Genomic DNA, 19791 nt, shown 5'->3' on the forward strand with positions numbered 1-19791 from the left:
AATGAGCACGTGAATGCGGATGTCGAGGCGGCGGTCAGGTCCATCGAGACCGATCTGGTTGCGCTGTCCCATTCGATCCACGCGGAACCGGAACTGGCGTTCGAGGAGTTTCGGAGTGTTGCAAAGGTCACCGAACTGCTGAAACGGAGCGGTTTCGAGGTGCGGCAGGGAGTGGCGGGCCTGCCCACCGCGTTCGACGCGACCTTCGGCAGCGGTGATCTGGTGCTCGGCATCTGCGCCGAATACGACGCGCTTCCCGAGATCGGCCACGCGTGCGGGCACAACATCATCGCGGCATCGGCGGTCGGTGCCGGAGTTGCCCTCGCGACGGTCGCCGAGCGCCTGGGCATCACGGTGCGAGTGATCGGGACACCTGCCGAGGAAAGTGGTGGCGGAAAGATCACCATGCTCGAGCAGGGCATCTTCGACGGTGTGGCAGCCGCCCTGATGGTGCACCCTGGGCCGGTCGACATCACGGGCGCCACGTCACTGGCGCTCGCGGACATCGCGATCACCTTCACCGGGCGGGAGGCGCACGCGTCGGCCGCGCCCGAGTTCGGCCGCAATGCGGCCGACGCCGCGACCGTGGCGCAGGTCGGTATCGGTCTGCTGCGCCAGCATCTTTCGCCGGGCCAGCAGATTCACGGCATCGTGTCGGATGGTGGCACCGCGCCCAACATCGTGCCGGCGCGGGCCGAGATGCTCTATTACCTGCGCGCCGAGACGGCGTGGGCGCTGTCCGAACTGACCGCGCGAGCGGAGGCGTGTTTCGCTGCAGGTGCACTCGCAACCGGATGTACCCATGAGATCCGCACGGTGTCCCCGACGTACACGGAGCTCACCCCCGACCCGTGGCTCGTCGCGACCTACCGGGAAGAGATTCTCGACATGGGACGGACACCGGTGCCACTCGAGTGGGAAGGCACACGTCCGCTGGGCAGTACCGACATGGGGAACGTCACGAACGTTCTACCGGGAATCCATCCGATCATCGGACTGGACTCGGGCGGTGCTGTCACGCATCAGCCCGGCTTCGCGGCGGCATGTATCACCGAGTCGGCGGATCGCGCCGTGGTAGACGGGGCAATTGCGTTGGCTCGGACGGCAGTTCGCGCTGCAACGGACGACACACAGCGGGTGCGGCTGTTGGAAGGAGTTGATCGCCGGTGAATGCGGCCGTCGACAAATGGATCAGTGCTCACACCGATGACCTCTCGCATTGGCGTCGGCACATCCATGCCAACCCGGAGTTGGCGCGGCACGAGTACGCCACGACGGAGTTCGTGGCGACCCGGCTTGCTGCCGCGGGTCTTTCACCGGAACTGCTGCCGGGAGGTACCGGACTCACTTGTGATCTCGGCCCGGACACCGGACCCCGGATCGCGTTGCGCGCCGACATGGACGCGCTTCCGCTGCAGGAACTCACCGGAGCGACGTACTCGTCGACAGTGCCGGGTGTGTCCCACGCGTGCGGCCACGACGCCCACACCACGATCCTGCTCGGGACAGGCTTGGCCCTCAGCGAGATCCCGGAACTACCGGTCGGTGTCCGCCTGATATTCCAGCCCGCCGAAGAGGTGATGCCCGGCGGCGCACTGGAGGTGGTCGCGGCAGGGCGACTCGAAGGCGTCTCCCGCATCTTCGCGCTGCACTGCGATCCCCGTCTCGCGGCCGGGCGCGTCGGAATTCGGCTCGGCGCCATCACCTCTGCCGCCGACACGATCGAGGTTGTGCTCGACTCACCCGGCGGTCACACGTCGCGGCCGCACCTCACCACCGATCTGGTCTTCGCGCTCGGCACCGTGGTCACCGGCCTGCCGGGCATGCTGAGCCGGCGAATCGATCCACGTACAGGCACCGTCATGGTGTGGGGAGCGGTCAGCGCGGGCCGAGCCCCCAACGCCATTCCGCAGACCGGCATGATGACCGGCACGGTGCGGACCGGTGACCACGAGACGTGGGAAATGCTCGAGCCGCTCGTTCGCGACATCGTGCACGGACTGCTGGCGCCCACGGGAGTGCGATACCAACTCAACTACCGCAGGGGCGTGCCGCCCGTCGTCAACGACGAGGTGTCGACCCGAATGTTCGAGAATGCTATCCGCACCGTGGGTGCGGACGCCCTCGCCGACACCCCGCAGTCCGGTGGTGGCGAGGACTTTTCCTGGTATCTCGAGGAAGTTCCGGGTGCCATGGCCAGGCTGGGCGTGTGGTCTGGCGTCGGTGAACAGCTCGACATCCATCAACCCACATTCGATCTGGACGAGCGGGCGCTCGGTGTCGGCGTGCGGGTGTTGTCCAGCCTCGTGCTGGGCTGACAGCTCCGGGACGCCCTATTCGGTGCCCGGGCCGACATTGCGGCTGTTGCGGGTACGTAGGTCGCGCACGTAGTCGGCGGGTGCCCCGGCGATTTCGGCGGCGTCGGCCATGACACCGAGGTACCGCGCAGACGGCAGCCCACCCTCGTAGGCGTCGAGCACATACAGCCAGGCCAGCACCGGTTCTCCGTCGGTGTCGACCCGTACCCGGATCTTGCGGTGAATTCCGAGTTCGGAGCCCTCCCAGCGGTCGAGGCTCACCTCGTCCTCCTCCGGTACGTCGTACAGCACCACGAAGACCTTGGAATCGGGGTCTTCGACCACCGTGGCGAGCGCGCCTTCCCAGCCGATGTCACCGCCGCTGAACGTGAGCCGCCAACCGCGCAACCAGCCCGTTCCCGCCATCGGCGAGTGAGGGCAGCGCTGCAGCATCTGCTCCGGATGCATGTTGGACCCATAGGCGGCGTAGTAACTCACGCAGGTCAGACTACATACCGGGTTGCTCAGGGATGCAAAGGCGTAGGCATGAACCGCGAGGAGTTGCACGACCGCGCGGGAGACGCGCGAGGCGCAGCTCACCTGTCGTTCACTCGATTTCGATCCGTGAAACTGGGTACATCGGAGGGGACCGGTCGGCGTAGCGAAAGGGTGAGAGCAATGGCAGACCAGTACACGAAACAGGATCCCACCACCGCGTACCCGATGCCGGACCGCGAAGGGCAGGGCGAGATCGAACATCCGGGGCTCACCTCGGACATGGTGTCGGCACCCGACCACGGTGAGAAGACCTACCGGGGGAGCGGGCGGCTGGAAGGGCGGAAGGCTCTCATCACCGGAGGTGATTCGGGTATCGGGCGAGCGGTCGCAATTGCGTTCGCGCGCGAGGGTGCCGACGTGCTGATCAGCTACCTGGAAGCGGAAGAGCCGGACGCCCGGGACACGGTTCGGCTCATCGAGGACGCCGGCCGCAAGGCGGTGCCGGTGCCCGGTGACATCAGGTCGGAGGATCACTGCCGAGCGCTCGTCGACACCGCCGTGTCCGAACTCGGTGGGCTGGACATTCTGGTGAACAACGCTGCCTATCAAATGGTGCAGATGGGCGGAATCGCCGAGATCAGTACGGAACAGTTCGACCGTGTTCTGAAGACCAACCTCTACGCGATGTTCTGGTTGTGCAAGGCTGCGGTCGCGGTGATGGAGCCGGGATCGACCATCATCAACACGTCCTCGATCCAGGGCGCGAACCCCTCCCCGGAGTTGTTGGACTACGCCACCACCAAGGCCGGCATCATCGATTTCACCAAGGGGCTCGCCGCCGATGTCGCGAAGAAGGGCATTCGGGTCAACGCCGTTGCCCCGGGGCCGATTTGGACGCCGTTGATTCCGGCGACCATGCCGACCGAGAAGTTCGAGGCGTTCGGAGGCGACGTGCCGTTGGGTCGCCCCGGGCAACCGGCGGAACTGGCGCCCGCGTACGTCTTCCTGGCTTCCCAGGAATCGAGCTACATCACCGGTGAGATCATCGGCGTCACCGGCGGCACTCCATTGACCTGACCGCTCGATCCCGCGCCGAGCCGCCGCCCGAGGTCTACGCGGCGACGGTCCCGATCTGTGGCTAGTAATCTGTTCCCTGGCAGTGCACGACACGACGCGCTGTGATGCTCGAGTTGCAGACCGGAGACCCTGGTCGGCACGTCTATTTGGAGGACAGATGACCCGAATCGTGATCATTGGTGGCGGGCCTGCCGGATACGAGGCAGCGTTGGTGGCCGCTCAGCACGGCGCCGCCGTCTCCTTGATCGATTCGGACGGGGTGGGCGGGGCGTGCGTTCTGTACGACTGTGTGCCCTCCAAGACATTCATCGCCTCGACGGGTGTACGCACGGACATGCGACGCGCCACCGATTTGGGTATCGCTCTAGATCCGGCGCAAGCCACCATTGCCCTGCCTCAGATCCACGCCCGGGTGAAGAGTCTCGCTCAGGCTCAGTCCGCCGACATCCGAACCAGGCTCCAGACGGTTGGTGTCGAGCTGCTCTCGGGTACTGCGGAGCTCACGGACGCGCGCCTCGGCATGGCATCACATCAGGTCCGCGCCACCCTCGCGAACGGCGAGCAGAAGACGCTCGATGCCGACGTCGTCCTCATCGCCACCGGTGCCAGTCCTCGGGTGATCGCCGGGGCCGAGCCGGACGGTGAGCGCATCCTCACCTGGCGTGACCTCTACGACCTCGACGAATTGCCCACCCACCTCGTCGTCGTCGGTTCCGGTGTGACCGGCGCGGAGTTCGTGTCCGCCTACACCGAAATGGGTGTCAAGGTAACGCTGGTGTCGAGCCGGGACCGGGTGCTCCCCGGTGAGGACGCCGACGCCGCACTCGTACTCGAGGACGTCCTGGCCGAACGTGGTGTCACCCTCGTCAAGCACGCGCGGGCCGACGCGGTCAAGCGCACCGAAGACGGTGTGGTCGTCGTGCTCGCCGACGGACGAACCGTGGAAGGCAGTCACGCCTTGATGACGGTCGGCTCGGTTCCCAACACCGAGAACCTCGGACTCGAGAAGGTCGGCATCGAATTGGACAAGGGTGGATATCTGCGAGTCGACCGAGTGTCGCGGACGCCGGTCTCGGGCATCTACGCCGCGGGTGACTGCACGGGGCTGCTCCCGTTGGCCTCGGTTGCCGCCATGCAGGGTCGCATCGCGATGTACCACGCTCTGGGCGAGGGCGTGAGTCCCATCAAGCTGAAGACGGTGGCCTCGGCGGTGTTCACCCGGCCCGAAATCGCCACGGTAGGCGTCAGTCAGGCCGCGATCGACAACGGCGAAGTGCCGGCCCGCACCGTCATGCTCCCGCTCAACACCAATCCGCGGGCAAAAATGTCCGGCCTGCGGCGCGGCTTCGTGAAGATCTTCTGCCGACCTGCGACCGGTGTGGTGATCGGTGGCGTCGTGGTGGCGCCCAATGGGTCGGAGCTGATCCTGCCCATCGCGATCGCCGTCCAGAACAACCTGACCGTCAACGACTTGGCAGCGACGTTCTCGGTGTACCCGTCGCTGACCGGCTCGATCACCGAGGCCGCCCGCCAGCTGATGCGCCACGACGATCTTGACTGATCCCGCTATTTGGGAAATGCATTTCACATACTGACAGCAGTGGTGGGATAGTCGAGGCACGGTCCACAATCATCGGCCGTGCCTCGGCGCCCTACCGCCCCGCAGACCCAGGACGGACAGGGTGTTCTTCTCCTGACCTCTGTCTCGACGTGCCCCTGGGAGTCGATATGCCGCACACATTCTCCCGCCGGATGGACGGCGTGCGCAGTTCCGCCATCCGTGACCTCCTCACCCTGACCGCCCGCCCGGACGTCGTCAGCCTGGCCGGCGGTCTCCCCGATCCCGAATTCATTCCGCGAGAACGAATTCGGAAGGAAGCGGAGTGTGCGCTCGCCGATCCCGCCTCGGTCCAGTACGGCGAAACCACGGGCCTGCGCCGCTTGCGTGACGTGCTCGCTGCCCGTGAGGGCGCCCGGATCGGACGGCCGTTGGACCCGGGCCAGGTGGTCGTCACCCACGGATCGCAGCAGGCGTTGAGCCTCCTCGCCCAGGTTCTACTCGACCCGGCCGATATCGTGGTTGTCGAAGAGCCCGCGTATACCGGTGCGCTGCAGGTATTTCGGGCGGCTCAGGCGGACATCCGTGCGGTGCCGCTCGATCGCGACGGCATGGACACGACCGCACTGCAGGACCTTCTCGAAGCGGGCGTGCGCCCCACTGTCGTTCACACGGTGAGTAACTTCCACAATCCGCGTGGCGTCGTTCTCGCCGCCGATCGGCGGGAGCACTTGGCGGCGCTGGCCGACCGGTACGGTTTCTGGGTCATCGAGGACGACCCGTACGGCGAGTTGTTTTTCGACGCTACGCCGCCCCCTCCGGTCGCTACATTCTCGGACCGGGTGATCCGCTTGTCCAGTGCCTCGAAGATTCTGGCTCCGGCGTTGCGGGTCGGCTGGTTGCACGGTGATCGCGCTGTGTGCGAGGCGGTGGAACTTCTCAAACAGGGCGCGGACCTGTGCGGCTCCTCGCTCACTCACCAGATCACGGCGGGGATGCTGTCGGACGAGGCGTGGCTGGCACTTCACCTCGACACGCTCCGTACCCGCTACGGTGCCCGGGCCCGAGCCTTGACCGCCGCGATGACGACCACTTTCGGTAATGCTGCGACGCTGTCCGACGTGCAGGGCGGGATGTTCTGCTGGGTCGAGTTCACCGACGACACCATCGACACCGCGGATCTGCTGCCGGCCGCGGTCGAGCACGGTGTGGCGTTCGTACCCGGGTCGGCGTTCGGTGTCGGGGCAGATCTCGGCGCCGCACTACGACTGTGCTTCGCCACCTGCCCGGAGGATGTTCTGGCAGACGCTTGCGAGAGACTCGGCAGCGCCTACCTCGCTCACGCCCAGTCGTAGGTGCGCTCGACGGCCTTGTTCCACTCGGCGAACAGCCTGGTGGACTCCGCTTCGTCCATCCCGGGTTCCCACCGCTTCTCCATGGCCCAGTTGTCGCGAATATCTTGTTCACCGGACCAGAAGCCGACGGCCAGTCCCGCGGCGTAGGCGGCGCCCAGCGCGGTGGTCTCGCTGACGACGGGGCGGATGACCGGAACTCCGAGGATGTCGGCCTGAAACTGCATCAGTGTTTCGTTGACGACCATGCCGCCGTCCACCTTGAGTGAGGCGAGCTCGACCCCGGAGTCGGCACGCATGGCCTCGATCACTTCCCGGGTCTGATAGGCGGTGGCTTCGAGAGCCGCCCTGGCGAGGTGACCCTTGTTCACGAAACGGGTGAGGCCTGCGATCACACCGCGCGCGTCCGGTCGCCACCGAGGTGCGAACAACCCGGAGAACGCCGGGACGACATAGGCACCTCCGTTGTCGTCGACCGAATTCGCCAGCGGCTCGATGTCTTCGGCCGACGAGATGATCCCCAGGTTGTCCCGCAGCCATTGGATCAGTGAACCGGTGACCGCCACCGACCCCTCGAGCGCGTACACGGCAGGAGCGTCACCGATCTTGTAGCACAGCGTGGTCAAGAGGCCGTGCTTACTGTGCACGGGGGTGGTCCCCGTATTGAGGAGCAAGAAGTTCCCCGTCCCGTACGTGTTCTTCGCTTCTCCCTCGGACAGGCAGGCCTGCCCGAATGTCGCGGCCTGCTGATCGCCGAGGATCCCTGCGACCGGTACTCCGGGAAGGGTGCCGTGGGGACGGCCCACGCCGTAGATCTCGGAGGAACTGCGTATTTCGGGAAGCATCGACAGGGGAATCTCGAAGTCGGCGCAGATGTCCGGATCCCAGTCGAGTGTCTCCAAATTCATCAGCAACGTACGGGAGGCGTTGGTGACATCCGTCACGTGCGTGCCTTCCGTGATATGCCACAGAATCCAGCTGTCGATGGTGCCGAAACACAGTTCGCCGGCATCTGCTCGCGCACGGGCGCCGTCGACGTTGTCGAGGATCCATCGCACCTTGGGTCCTGCGAAATATGTCGACAGCGGCAGGCCCGTACGCTTCTGATAACGCCCGGGTCCCTCGTCGCCGCCGAGCCGGGTGCACAGCTCGTCGGTCCGGGTGTCCTGCCAGACGATGGCGTTGTACACCGGTTCTCCGGTGTTCCGGTCCCACACCACCGCAGTCTCGCGCTGATTGGTGATACCGATGGCCGCGATGTCGCGTTTGGTGAGATCCGCCTTCGCAAGGGCGGATGCCACCACTTCGCGCGTATTGATCCACAGCTCTTTCGGGTCGTGCTCCACCCAACCGGCACGGGGAAGGATCTGCTGATGCTCCTTCTGAGCGACGCTGACCACCGCTCCGTCGTGATCGAAGATCATGCAGCGGCTCGAGGTGGTGCCCTGGTCTATCGCAGCGATGTACTGAATCACACGCATGAAGCTACTAGCCTGGGCATGAATCCGTCGTCATCTCACAGGAGCCCGAGTTGAGTAGTTCGCCAGGTGTGCAGTTCCTCGGTCCCGGGCAGCGCGACGCTGCGTGGGAGAAGCTGCAGACCGAACAGTTCGACGTCGTCGTGATCGGCGGCGGTGTCGTCGGTGCCGGTGCGGCCCTCGACGCAGCCACCCGCGGACTCAAGGTCGCCCTGGTCGAGGCGCGGGACTACGCGTCCGGAACGTCGAGCCGCTCGTCGAAGATGTTCCACGGCGGGTTGCGCTATCTCGAGCAGCTCGAGTTCGGGCTGGTGCGGGAGGCCCTGCGGGAACGTGAATTGTCGCTGACGACGCTGGCGCCCCATCTCGTCAAGCCGCTCAAGTTCCTGTTTCCCATCACCCATCGGGTATGGGAACGCCCCTACATGGCGGCGGGGATCTTCCTCTACGACCGGATGGGCGGGGCCAAATCGGTGCCTGCGCAGAAACACCTCACCCGGGCAGGTGCCTTGCGGATGGCGCCGGGACTCAAGCGGAATTCGCTGACCGGCGGCATCCAGTACTACGACACCGTCGTGGACGACGCTCGCCACACCATGACCGTCGCCCGAACCGCTGCCCACTACGGAGCGGTGGTACGCACGTCCACTCAGGTCGTGGGATTCCTGCGGGAAGCGGATCGCGTGTCCGGCGTTCGGATCCGTGACTGTGAAGACGGGCGAACCGCGGAGGTGCAGGCGCACGTCGTCATCAATGCGACCGGTGTCTGGACGGACGAGATCCAGGCGTTGTCCCGCCAGCGCGGCCGATTCCGTGTCCGCGCCTCCAAGGGTGTGCACATCGTGGTACCGCGGGATCGCATTGTGAGCGATGCCGCCATCATCCTGCGGACCGAGAAGTCGGTGCTGTTCGTGATCCCGTGGGGCAGCCACTGGATCATCGGAACCACCGACACGGACTGGAATCTCGACCTCGCCCATCCGGCAGCTACCAAAGCCGACATCGACTACATTCTGGGCCATGTCAACAAGGTCCTGGTGACGGCCCTCACGCACGAGGACATCGACGGTGTCTACGCAGGTCTGCGCCCCCTCCTCGCGGGGGAAAGCGACGAGACCTCCAAGCTGTCGCGCGAGCATGCCGTCGCGCGCGTCGCGCCCGGATTGGTCGCGATCGCCGGCGGCAAATACACCACCTACCGGGTGATGGCCGAGGACGCGGTAAATCTGGCTGCCGATGACATTCCGGCCAGGGTCGCGCCCTCGATAACCGAGAAGGTGCCGCTGGCAGGTGCGGACGGCTACTACGCGCTGGTGAACCAGACCGTGCACCTGGGTCAGCTGTACGGCCTTCACCCCTACCGCGTCAAGCATCTCCTCGATCGGTACGGTTCGCTGATCGGTGAAGTGCTCGATCTGGCGGAGGGTAGACCCGAACTGCTGCAGCCCATTACCGACGCACCGGCCTACCTTCAGGTCGAGGCCGTCTATGCCGCTGCGGCAGAGGGCGCGCTGCACCTCGACGACATTCTGACCAGAAGGACGCGTATCGGGATCGAATACTCGCATCGTGGTGTGAACTGCGCCGAGCAGGTCGCACAGCTGGTGGCTCCTGTCCTCGGGTGGGACTCCGACATGATCGACCGCGAACTGAAGACCTACCGTGCGCGTGTGGAGGCGGAGGTGCAGTCCCAAGCGCAGCCGGACGACCTCTCCGCGGACGCGTTGCGGGCGGCGGCACCCGAATCTCGCGTCGAATTGCTCGAACCGCCCGTCAGTGTGTCAGAAGTACCTTGACCACCACGATCACTGCGGCAACGAACGCCAGGCCGATCGCCGCCCAGTGCGTCGTGTGGGTGACCTTTTCGCGCCGCAGCCGGCTGATCACGTAGCTGATCGAGCCGATGCGGACGATCATCACGATCTCCGCGGTCAGTTGCGCCGTTCGCGGCTCGAGCCAACCCAGATAAGCCGTGCCGAGGATCACGGTGGGCGCCACCGCGGAGGTCAGGATGGGGAGACCGTCCCGCAGTTCCCGAACTCTTTCGGTTCTGGACAGCGATCGGCCGAGCCGGAGTGTCTGGCCCACGGACTCGGCAAAAGCGTGGGCGAGGAACGTGGACAGAGCGGCGCCCACCACGATGGCAATGCCCAGGGTCTCCTGGGATTTGGTAACGGGAATGAGCGCGGCGAGCACGAGAATGTTGCCGTAGATATACGCGCTGATGCGGCTTGCCGCATGGTCGGGCGACAGCGTTTTTTCGCTCATCAGTGGCGGGCGATTCAAGAGCCTCGGAAGGTCCCACTCCATCCTTCGAGCATGTCACGATTTGCCTGTGCTCTCCCTGGGAATCACACCCGCGGGCTGTAGTGCTTCGGGTCGTCGCGACGCCCGAGGGGCGGCAGGTTCCGCGGCGGCGTATGCACCAGCGGGGCGTCCCGGCGGGTGCGCCCGGTCTCACGGTCCCACCCGGCGCGGGCGCGAGGATGGTAACGGTAGCGCCACGGGACGAGGCGGAACAGGGCATTCACCGTCCGGCCTACCAGGGTGTGCAGGCGTTCGTCGCGCGCCGTCCAGCGGAACCCGAGCCGCTCTCGTACCGCTTCGTCGTACATTCCCACTGTCAGCCAGACGAAGCCCTTGGCGACTGGGATGCGCGCGAGGGCCCATACTCGGTCGGGTAGCCATCTCAGAAACGGTGGGACGCCCAGGCCGGACAGATCGAGCACGTCACGGGTGGCTTTGTTGTCTTCGAGGACGTTGCGGCACATGTGGTCCCAGTACTCCTGGAACGCTTCCCAGGTCTCCGGGACCGGACGCATGCTCATTCCGTACAGGCGGTACCACTGGATGTGTTCGGTGAACAGTTGCCGCTTCTGCTCGTCGGTGAGGCCGCCCATGAAATTGTCGCCCGTGAGGATCGTGCCCATGAAGAAGGTGGCGTGCGCCCAATAGAACGTGTCGGGATCGAGCGCGTGATACTTCCGCCCGTGCTTGTCGACGCCCTTGATGGTGTTGTGGTATCCCCGGATCTGCTCGGCAGTGTGCTGGGCGCGGTCACCGTCGAACACCACGCCGCCGATCGGGTAGAGCGAGCGATACAAACGTTCCCACCGCTCGTCGAAGAACTCGGAATGCTCTTCGACCCCAGCGCCGAGGCCCGGATGCATGTTCTGCATCGAGCCCGCCCAGACGCCTTGCAACATCCCGCGCCAGTCACCGAAGTACCTCCAGGTCAGGGAGTCGGGTCCAAGCGGTGTGGGCGCGGTGTCCTGCACGGACGCGCTGTTCGACTTCGATTGACTACGCACGTTGTCAGACTAGGATCTGACAACGTGCGTAGTCAACAGTGGGAACTGGAAGCGTGACGCTGGAAGACCGTCGCGAGGCCCGGCGAACGGCGCTCTTGCGGGCAGGGATCATGCTCCTGGGCGCCCCTGCAGGGCCTGCAGTCAACGTCCGGGCCGTCTGCCGTGCGGCCTCGTTGACCGAGCGCTACTTCTACGAGTCGTTTGCCGACCGCGACGAGTTCGTCCGATCCGTCTATGCCACGGTCGGCGACGAGGCGCAGGCGGCGCTTCTGGGCGCGGTGGCGTCGACCCACACTGCGCGGGCGCGAGCCGAGGCCGCCGTCGAAGCGTTCGTCGAGCTGATGGTCGACAACCCCGAGAGGGGTCGGGTGCTGCTGCTCGCGCCGCTGTCCGAGCCCGCGCTGAGCCGGCGCGGAATGGACCTCATGCCCGGGTTCGTAGCGCTCGTCCACGACCAACTCTCGGCCGTGGATGACGAGGTGGAGAAGCAGCTCGTCGCGATCGGCGTCGTCGGCGCGCTCACGACGTTGTTCATCGGATATCTCGACGGAACCGTTGCCGCGTCGCGCGAGCAATTCGTCGCCCATTGCGTCACTCTGGTGATGGAGGCCAACCGGTCCGGTCACGAATGAGGTGAGCATGCCGTTTCAGGTATCAGCGGACGACCCGGCTCGTCCACAGCCGTCCCTTCGGGCGCTCGACCACAAATACTTTCAGCTCACCGACCACTTCGTGTACGTCCACGGTGAGACGGTGGTGACCGTGCCCGGTTGCGCGCCGGAGCCGTGCGTACTCCGGACCGACCTCGCCTCCGTGCCCGCGCCGCTTCGGGGACTGCTCGCTCCGTACGGCCGCCAGCTGCTTCCCGCGATCATGCACGACGATCTGTGTCGCTGTGCGGAAGCTCACGGAAAATCTGGCATGGCGCTACGCCGCCGGGCCGACGAGTTGTTCCGGACTGCGCTGCTCGACGAGGGCGTCGGACCGTTTCGCAGTCGGATCTTCTGGATCGGGGTAGAGGTCGGGCGGTTCTGGACTTTCACCACGTACACGAGGTTCCTGCTGATCGCCCACCACATCCTCGGAATGGTGTGCTGGGTGGTGGGAGTGCCGTGGGCGATCGCCACCTCCCACTATCCGACAGCGGTCGGCCTTCTCGCGCTTCCGTGTGTCCTTTCACTCCTGTGGCGCAGGGACTTTCCCGTGGCACTGCTCGGATGCATACTCCTTCCGGTGGTCGCACCGACCTACCTACTGACGTTGGCGACCGCGGCAGTGCTGTGGATACCGGACGTCACCGCCTGGCTGTTCGGCCGCCGAGTGACGCGCAAGCCTCCACCGCTCGGACCGCCGACCACGGTGTTGCGCTAGCGGTCGAACGGTGGCTGGCAGTAGGTGCAGAAAAAGATGTCCTGCTGCCCGAGTTCCCGGCTTCGGATCACCGTTCGGCACCGGCGGCAACGCTTGCCCGCGCGGCCGTACACCCACGGACGGTGCCGGATCGGATTGTTCTTGTCTGCGTGGATCATGCGATGGGCAAGCGCGACCATGGCCGGCAGGTTTGTCACCTCGCGCGCGGGAGTGTAGGGATCGACGCCACGGAGGAAGCACACCTCGTTCCGGTAGACATTGCCGAGACCCGCGAGGTTGCGCTGATCGACAAGGGCAACACCGATGGGTTGATCACCGGCCGCCCGGAGATTGCGGACGGCCGTGTCTGCATCCCAGTCCGGCCCGAGAAGGTCGGGCCCGAGGTGACCAACCGCGGCGGCTTCCGCACTCCGGTCGAGTACTTCGGTGATGCCGAGGGAGAAGCCCACAGCGACATGTTCTTCGGTGGCCAGCACAATACGGGCTTGATGGGCTGGGCGACGCCACCGTGCGCCCGCCCGGTAGATATGCCACGCACCTTCCATCTTCAGATGGGTGTGGATGGAGTACCCACCGACCCGGATGAGGAGATGTTTGCCACGGCTGACGACTTCGTCGACCTTCAACCCGGACAGATCGACGGTGGCGTACCGCGGAACCCGCACATCACACGTGGTCAGTACCTGACCCACGAGTGCGTCACGCAGCGAGTTGGCCGTGCGCCAGACGGTATCGCCTTCGGGCATGTCAGGCTCGCAACCGGAAGCCGCGGGGCGTCGGCGCGAACCCCGCCTCGGTGAGAATCGGCGCGAAATCGCTGCCATGGATGGTCTCGCCGTCGACCTTCTCCACGACGATTCGGTCGATTCCCCCACGTTTGACCACTCCGGCGAGAGCAGACGCCGCGGTGCGTAGTACACCGGGATCGTCGGTGAACGTCAGAACTGTTCGCCCGCCGCGTTCTACGAACAGGATCAACTCGCCCTCGACCAGGACCACGAGGCCGCCTGCCTTGCGCCCGGGGCGATGACCTGGCGCGTCGTCGCCGCGCTTCGGCCATGGCAGCGCCGCACCGTACGGGTTGGCGGGGTCGCTGGCGGCGAGTGTCACGGCGGGCAGCGACGTGTGCCGGCCTTCCAGCGAATCACCGTAACTTCGCAACCGGTCCACGACGTGGGGAGTGGAGAATTGTGCGCCGCCGAGCGACTCGACGAAGTGCCCCCGGCGGCATCGCCCGTTGTCCTCGAAGGTGCCGAGCACCTTGTATATCAGAGCAAATCCACCCGGAACGTTCTCGGTCGTCACGGATCCGCGTGTCACCACGCCGTAGCGTTCGAGGAGAAGTTCGGCGGTAGCGCTGGCACGCAGGGTGGCATCCGTCTCGGCGCCCGGAAGAATCGACCACCGGCCGCCGACGGTGGGCGGCGCCGTGCGAACCGGGGTTGCGAGGCTGCGGTATGCACGGGCGCGCGGTGGGCGCCGTGGCGAACGGTGGCTGGTGGTGGTTCTCGACGTGTCCGAAAGGAGAGCACGCAACGGGGCGAGGGTGTCGTTGCCGATGTGCCCGAGCCACACGAGATCCCACAGAGCAGTGGCCAATGCACCGTCCTCGGACATCCCCAGCGTGTCGGCGAGCTGACGGAAGAAGTACGCACCGCCGCCGGACAGCGTGTCCAGGATCCGACGTTGCAGGTCGGACAGATCCGACTCGGCGGGGGTCGTCAGCGTCAGGGGGGCGGTGTCGGCCGGGTGGAGACACACCCACCCGTCCTTTCCCGAAATGTTTCCTGCGCCCGACCACAACACCTCTCCGGTGGAGGTCAGTTCGTCGAGCATGGCGGGGGAGTAGTCGGCGACGCGGGACGGCAGAATCAGCGACTCGAGCGCCGACGCGGGAACCGGCACGCCGGCAAGCTGTTCCACAACCGTGGCGACTCCGTCGATTCCGCGCAGAGTTCCGCCGACATGTTGCCAACTCGGGAGGAAGCGGCCCAGGGTGGCAGTGCTGACGGGCTCCACTTCCTGGCGGGCTGCAGCCAGTGAACGCCTGCGGAGGCGACGGAGAACCTCCGAGTCGCACCACTCACTACCGGAGGCACCGGGGCGGAATTCCCCTTCCATGACCCGCTTTTCCGAGGCGAGTCGTTGCAGAACGTCGCGGGCGACAGCGGACCCGATGCCGAAGCGCCCGGCTGCATCACCGAGCGAGAATGGTCCGTGGGTGCGCGCGTATCGGCTGAGCAGGTCACCGAGTGGGTCGTCGACGGGTTCGATGAATGCGGCCGGCGTACCGATGGGCAACGGAACACCCAGTCCGTCTCGCAGGCGCGCGGCGTCCTCGATCGCCGTCCACCAGTGGGCGCCGGCGAAGGAGACGGCGAGGGCACGCTTGGCGCGAACCAGCTCGTCCAGCCACGGTGTGGGATCCTGCGTCGAGCGTGCGGTGACCTCCTCCGTGGTGAGTGGGCCGAGAATGCGGAGCAGGTCGGCCGCGCCTTCGAGGTCTTTCGCCTTGCGGTCCGGGAGGAGGCGTTGCAATTCCAGCTCCGCTTGCGTGATGACATCGGCGTCGAGAAGTTCGCGCAGCTCGACACGGCCGAGCAGTTCTGCGAGTAGGGCAGAATCGAGGGACAGGGCGGCGGCCCGGCGTTCGGCCAGCGGGCTGTCGCCCTCGTACATGAATTCACCGACATAGTTGAACAGCAACGCGCCGGCGAAGGGTGACGGTGACTGTGTCTCGACCTCGACGATGCGGATCTGCCGCCGCGCCATCCGGCGGAACAGATCCTTCAGTGCCGGAAGGTCGTACACATCCTGCAGGCATTCGCGCACGGTCTCGAGCAGAATCGGAAACGTCGGGTACTTGCGGGCGACGTCGAGGAGCTGCGCCGAACGTTGACGCTGCTGCCACAGCGGCGCCCGTTTTCCAGGATTGCGGCGCGGCAACAGTAGAGCGCGAGCGGCACATTCACGGAACCGCGAGGCAAACAACGCAGACCCGCCCACCTGTTCGGTGACGATGTCCTCGATCTCGTCGGTATCGAAGGCGAAGAGGTCTGCCCCGGGCGGTGTGTCCTCCGTGTCGGGAAGGCGGACGATGATGCCGTCGTCCGATGCAGTCGCGTTGGAGTCGAGACCATGGCGCTCGCTGAGCCGGGCACTGACAGCCAGAGCCCACGGTGCGTGCACGCGCTGTCCATAGGGGGAGTGCAGGATCAGACGCCAGTCGCCGAGCTCGTCGCGAAATCGTTCGACCACGAGGGTGCGATCCGTGGGAACCTGACCCGTGGCGGTCTTCTGTTCATTGACCAGCTGAACAAGATTGTTCGTGGCATTGTCGTCCAGACCTCCGGTGAGGCACCGTTCCTTCACCTCCGTTTCGTGGCCGAGTGAAATCTCCCGGAGGAACTGTCCGAGCGCCTCACCGAGTTCCGCCGGTCGGCCGAGGCCGTCGCCGTGCCAGAAGGGGAGACGGCCGGGCTGACCGTACGCCGGGCTGACCAGCACCCGATCGAAGGTGATGTCCTCGATCCGCCAACTGGTGGCACCGAGCGCGAAGACGTCCCCGACCCGAGACTCGTACACCATCTCCTCGTCGAGTTCGCCGACCCGAGAAGCTTTCTCGCCCACCATGTAGACGGTGAACAGTCCGCGATCGGGAATGGCGCCCCCCGAGGTGACCGCGAGACGTTGCGCGCCGGGACGACCCATCAGTGTGTTGGCTTCGCGATCCCAGACGAGCCGGGGGCGCAATTCCGCGAACTCGTCGGAAGGATACAGCCCTGCCAGCAGGTCGAGCGTGGACTCGTAAGCGGAGCGCGGCAAGGAGGCGAAGGATCCACTGCGGCGGACCGTCTCGAACCAGTCGTCGACGTCGAGCGGTTCGAGTGCGGTGGCCGCAACGGTGTGTTGAGCGAGGATGTCGAGTGGGTTGGCCGGCACCGCGAGGGCTTCGATTTTGCCGGTCACCATGCGTTCGACGGTGACGGCGCAGTGAATCAGGTCGGTGCGGTGCTTGGGGAACACGACACCGCGGGAGATCTCCCCGACCTGGTGTCCGGCGCGGCCCACACGTTGCAGGCCGCTCGCCACCGAGGGCGGAGCCTCCACCTGGACCACGAGATCCACTGCACCCATATCGATTCCGAGTTCGAGGCTGCTCGTCGCGACGACACAGCGGAGCCGTCCGGATTTGAGGTCGTCCTCGATGAGGGCTCGTTGATCCTTGCTGACCGAACCGTGGTGAGCCCTCGCGAGCAGAGGGTCGGCGCCGAAGTTGACCTCGGAAGGGGTGCCGATCTGCGAGGCGGGCTTCGGGTTTCTGTCGACGTCGGCACCACTACGCTCTGCATAGATCTCGTTGAGTCGTGCGGTAAGTCGCTCTGCGAGCCGCCGCGAGTTGGCGAACACGATGGACGATCGGTGTGCGAGGACGAGATCCACGATCTGTTCCTCGACGTGTGGCCAGATCGACCCGGCCTGCGGAGTCGACGATGCCGAGCCCTCGGCGGGCTCGGCGAGACCCAGCTCCGTCATGTCCTCGACGGGAACCTGAACGGTCAGGTCGAACGTCTTCGGTGACGGTGGAGCGACGATCCGAATCGGCGCCGAACCGGAGAGGAAGCGTGCCACTTCTTCGTGCGGGCGCACCGTCGCCGACAGTCCGATGCGCTGCGCGGGGGTGTCGAGGAGCCGGTCGAGTCGCTCGAGCGACAGTGCCAGGTGCGCCCCACGCTTGGTTCCTGCGACAGCGTGCACTTCGTCGACGATCACGGTATCGACCCGGGTCAGCGTTTCCCGCGCCGACGAGGTGAGCATGAGAAACAGCGACTCGGGGGTGGTGATGAGGATGTCCGGCGGATTCTTGATCAGCGCGCGGCGGTCGGCGGGCGGGGTGTCGCCCGAGCGGACACCGACCGAGATCTCGGGCGGTGTCAGGCCGAGCCGTTTCGCTGTTTGGGTAATGCCGACCAGTGGTGCGCGCAAATTGCGTTCGACGTCCACGCCGAGTGCCTTCAGCGGTGAGATGTACAGAACCTTGGTGGACCGGTCCCTCTCGCCCGTCGCCGCGAGCTGGTCGAGGGACCACAGGAAGGCCGAGAGGGTCTTGCCCGACCCCGTGGGTGCGACCACCAGCGTGTTGGCGCGGCTGGCGATCGACTCCCAGGCGCCGAGCTGCGCGTTCGTCGGCGCGGGGAAGGCGCCGCCGAACCACTCCCTGGTGGCGGCAGAGAACTTGCCGAGGACTTCGGTCACCGTTCCATAGTGCACCGGAGGTCCGACAGGCACCGCACGTCTGCTCGGAACGGCCGAGAGGGCGAGAGTGCGGTTGGAAGAATGTGTCGGAGCGCTGAGATAGGTTTCGCACATGAGTTCGACTGGGGGGTCGGCGGAGAGCCGGGTGGCGGGGCAGCTGTCGCTGCTCACCGCTGCGGTGGACGGGTTGCTGGACGCCGACGTGGTGGGATTGTCGGACGCCGAGGTGGTCGACGCGATCAGGAACCTGGAACGCGCCCTTCGCCGCGCCGGTGCGGTGTCGCACCGGCTGGTTGTGGAGAGCGTGGAACGGTCCCTGCCCGCATCCTTCGGCTACCGTTCGCCCCACAGATTCCTGGTCGACGTCCTGCGCGTATCCGCGGCCGACGCATCAGCCCGGGTCAGCGCGGCCCGGCAACTCGGGGTGTGGCACGCCTCGACCGGAGAATCTCTCCCGGCCGCTCTGCCCGATACCGCGGCCGCGCAACGGAACGGCGACATAGGCGCCGATCATGCCCGAGCCGTGTCGAGAATTCTGCGCAAGATCCCGCACGCGGTCGACGCCGACGACACCAAGGCAGCGGAATCGACTCTTGCGCGAGTGGCCCGTGACGGGACGCCCGAGGACGTCGAGCAGGCGGGGCACCGACTTCTCGCGTATCTGAATCCGGACGGGAATCTCGGCGACGACATCGACCGCACCCGCCGCCGGGCACTCACCCTCGGCCGGCAGGACACAGAACTGATGTCGCGAATCTCCGGTGAACTCGACCCCACGGCGCGGGCACTGCTCGATCCGATTCTTGCCAAGTGGGCGCGACCGGGCATGAACAATCCGGCCGATCCATCCTCGCCCACCGGCGATGCCGAGCACCCCACTGTGGATTCGGACGTTCTCGCCGCCGCGGCCGCCCGGGACACGCGCACCACGGCGCAACGCAACCACGACGCGTTCAGTGCCATGTTTCGAGCCGTGCTGGAATCAGGAATACTGGGCCGGCACCGGGGTCTGCCTGCCACCACGATCATCACCATGACGCTCGAGCAACTCGAGAGGGCGATCGGAGGGGTTGCCACCACAGCCAGCGGGGGCCTTCTACCGATCGAGGATGCGTTGGCGCTGGCCGAGCAGGCCCACCCGGTCTTGGTGTTGTTCGACCATGACGGCCGTCCCCTGCATCTGGGACGCCGCCGACGTCTGGCCAGTGCGGATCAGCGGCTTGCATTGATCGCCGCCGACGGCGGATGCACCCGCCCAGGATGCGCGACGCCGGCCAGCATGTGCGCGGTCCACCACGTCACGGACTGGCAGAAAGGCGGTACCACCGACATCGACGGCCTCACTCTCGCTTGCGATGCCTGCCACGCTCGGGTCGACGACAGCGCCGCCGGGTGGGTCACCAGGACTGCTGAGGGTCGATATCCCGGGAGGACCGAATGGATTCCGCCGCCGCACGTCGACCCCGACCGAAGGCCTCGCATCAATCATCGCCATCATCCCGGCGAGTTGATCGGCCACGCACGGCGTGGAATGCGTGCACCACGAGAAGGGGGTGATGCTGTGCCGTAGCAAAGTTGTGTTCGCTGCCAAAC

Annotated in this window: 15 protein-coding genes; 9 read left to right on the top strand and 6 right to left on the bottom strand. The window is 66.0% G+C overall.

Annotation, left to right across the window (positions count from 1 at the left end):
* The first annotated feature begins 9 nt into the window (after positions 1 to 9).
* A complete protein-coding gene (locus tag JQT59_RS18275) occupies positions 10 to 1170 on the top strand; it encodes a M20 family metallopeptidase (RefSeq protein WP_208961227.1) in 1161 nt (386 codons plus the stop codon).
* A complete protein-coding gene (locus JQT59_RS18280; protein WP_159925785.1) occupies positions 1167 to 2318 on the top strand; it encodes a M20 family metallopeptidase in 1152 nt (383 codons plus the stop codon). Before JQT59_RS18275 ends, JQT59_RS18280 begins: the two co-directional genes overlap by 4 nt.
* Before the next feature lie 15 nt (positions 2319 to 2333).
* On the opposite strand, the gene JQT59_RS18285 is transcribed toward JQT59_RS18280, so the two are convergent.
* Positions 2334 to 2795, bottom strand: coding sequence for a gamma-glutamylcyclotransferase family protein (locus tag JQT59_RS18285; RefSeq protein WP_213577239.1), 462 nt, complete (start codon positions 2793 to 2795; stop codon positions 2334 to 2336).
* Positions 2796 to 2975: 180 nt separating this feature from the next.
* On the opposite strand from JQT59_RS18285, the gene JQT59_RS18290 reads away from it, so the two are divergent.
* The 3 genes from JQT59_RS18290 (at position 2976) to JQT59_RS18300 (ending at position 6785) form a co-directional block, all read left to right on the top strand.
* Positions 2976 to 3872 (top strand): SDR family oxidoreductase, encoded by an 897-nt coding sequence (locus JQT59_RS18290; RefSeq protein ID WP_213577240.1) that lies wholly within the window; start codon positions 2976 to 2978, stop codon positions 3870 to 3872.
* 157 nt (positions 3873 to 4029) lie between these two features.
* Complete coding sequence (locus JQT59_RS18295) at positions 4030 to 5433, top strand: NAD(P)H-quinone dehydrogenase (RefSeq protein WP_213577241.1); 1404 nt, start codon at positions 4030 to 4032, stop codon at positions 5431 to 5433.
* Between the two features lie 167 nt (positions 5434 to 5600).
* Complete coding sequence (locus JQT59_RS18300) at positions 5601 to 6785, top strand: aminotransferase-like domain-containing protein (protein WP_213577242.1); 1185 nt, start codon at positions 5601 to 5603, stop codon at positions 6783 to 6785.
* On the opposite strand, the gene glpK is transcribed toward JQT59_RS18300, so the two are convergent.
* Complete coding sequence (gene glpK / locus JQT59_RS18305; protein ID WP_213577243.1) at positions 6770 to 8263, bottom strand: glycerol kinase GlpK; 1494 nt, start codon at positions 8261 to 8263, stop codon at positions 6770 to 6772. The two genes, JQT59_RS18300 and glpK, sit on opposite strands and share 16 nt — an antisense overlap.
* A gap of 50 nt (positions 8264 to 8313) precedes the next feature.
* Between glpK and glpD the strand changes: the two genes are divergently transcribed.
* The gene (gene glpD / locus JQT59_RS18310) at positions 8314 to 10056 is read left to right on the top strand and encodes a glycerol-3-phosphate dehydrogenase (RefSeq protein ID WP_213577244.1); all 1743 of its coding nucleotides are present in this window, start codon (positions 8314 to 8316) and stop codon (positions 10054 to 10056) included.
* Here glpD and JQT59_RS18315 read toward each other — a convergent pair.
* Positions 10034 to 10570, bottom strand: coding sequence for a hypothetical protein (locus JQT59_RS18315; protein ID WP_213577245.1), 537 nt, complete (start codon positions 10568 to 10570; stop codon positions 10034 to 10036). The two genes, glpD and JQT59_RS18315, sit on opposite strands and share 23 nt — an antisense overlap.
* 41 nt (positions 10571 to 10611) lie before the next feature.
* Complete coding sequence (locus tag JQT59_RS18320; RefSeq protein ID WP_213577246.1) at positions 10612 to 11571, bottom strand: oxygenase MpaB family protein; 960 nt, start codon at positions 11569 to 11571, stop codon at positions 10612 to 10614.
* A gap of 53 nt (positions 11572 to 11624) precedes the next feature.
* Between JQT59_RS18320 and JQT59_RS18325 the strand changes: the two genes are divergently transcribed.
* Both JQT59_RS18325 and JQT59_RS18330 read left to right on the top strand, forming a co-directional pair.
* Positions 11625 to 12203 carry a TetR/AcrR family transcriptional regulator gene (locus JQT59_RS18325; protein WP_213577247.1) on the top strand — a complete coding sequence of 193 codons (579 nt, stop codon included), beginning with the start codon at positions 11625 to 11627 and terminating at the stop codon, positions 12201 to 12203.
* Positions 12204 to 12210: 7 nt separating this feature from the next.
* Positions 12211 to 12942 (top strand): DUF1353 domain-containing protein, encoded by a 732-nt coding sequence (locus JQT59_RS18330; protein ID WP_213577248.1) that lies wholly within the window; start codon positions 12211 to 12213, stop codon positions 12940 to 12942.
* Here JQT59_RS18330 and JQT59_RS18335 read toward each other — a convergent pair.
* On the bottom strand, positions 12939 to 13688 hold the full coding sequence (locus JQT59_RS18335; protein ID WP_213577249.1) for a DNA-formamidopyrimidine glycosylase family protein: 750 nt from the start codon (positions 13686 to 13688) through the stop codon (positions 12939 to 12941). The genes JQT59_RS18330 and JQT59_RS18335 overlap by 4 nt on opposite strands.
* A gap of 1 nt (position 13689) precedes the next feature.
* Positions 13690 to 18198, bottom strand: a complete 4509-nt coding sequence (locus tag JQT59_RS18340; RefSeq protein WP_213577250.1) for an ATP-dependent helicase — start codon at positions 18196 to 18198, stop codon at positions 13690 to 13692.
* Between the two features lie 112 nt (positions 18199 to 18310).
* On the opposite strand from JQT59_RS18340, the gene JQT59_RS18345 reads away from it, so the two are divergent.
* A complete protein-coding gene (locus JQT59_RS18345; protein ID WP_249354529.1) occupies positions 18311 to 19768 on the top strand; it encodes an HNH endonuclease signature motif containing protein in 1458 nt (485 codons plus the stop codon).
* Positions 19769 to 19791: the final 23 nt, after the last annotated feature.

The organism is Rhodococcus sp. USK13, assembly GCF_018343855.1.
Classification (GTDB): Bacteria; Actinomycetota; Actinomycetes; order Mycobacteriales; family Mycobacteriaceae; genus Rhodococcus_F; species Rhodococcus_F oxybenzonivorans.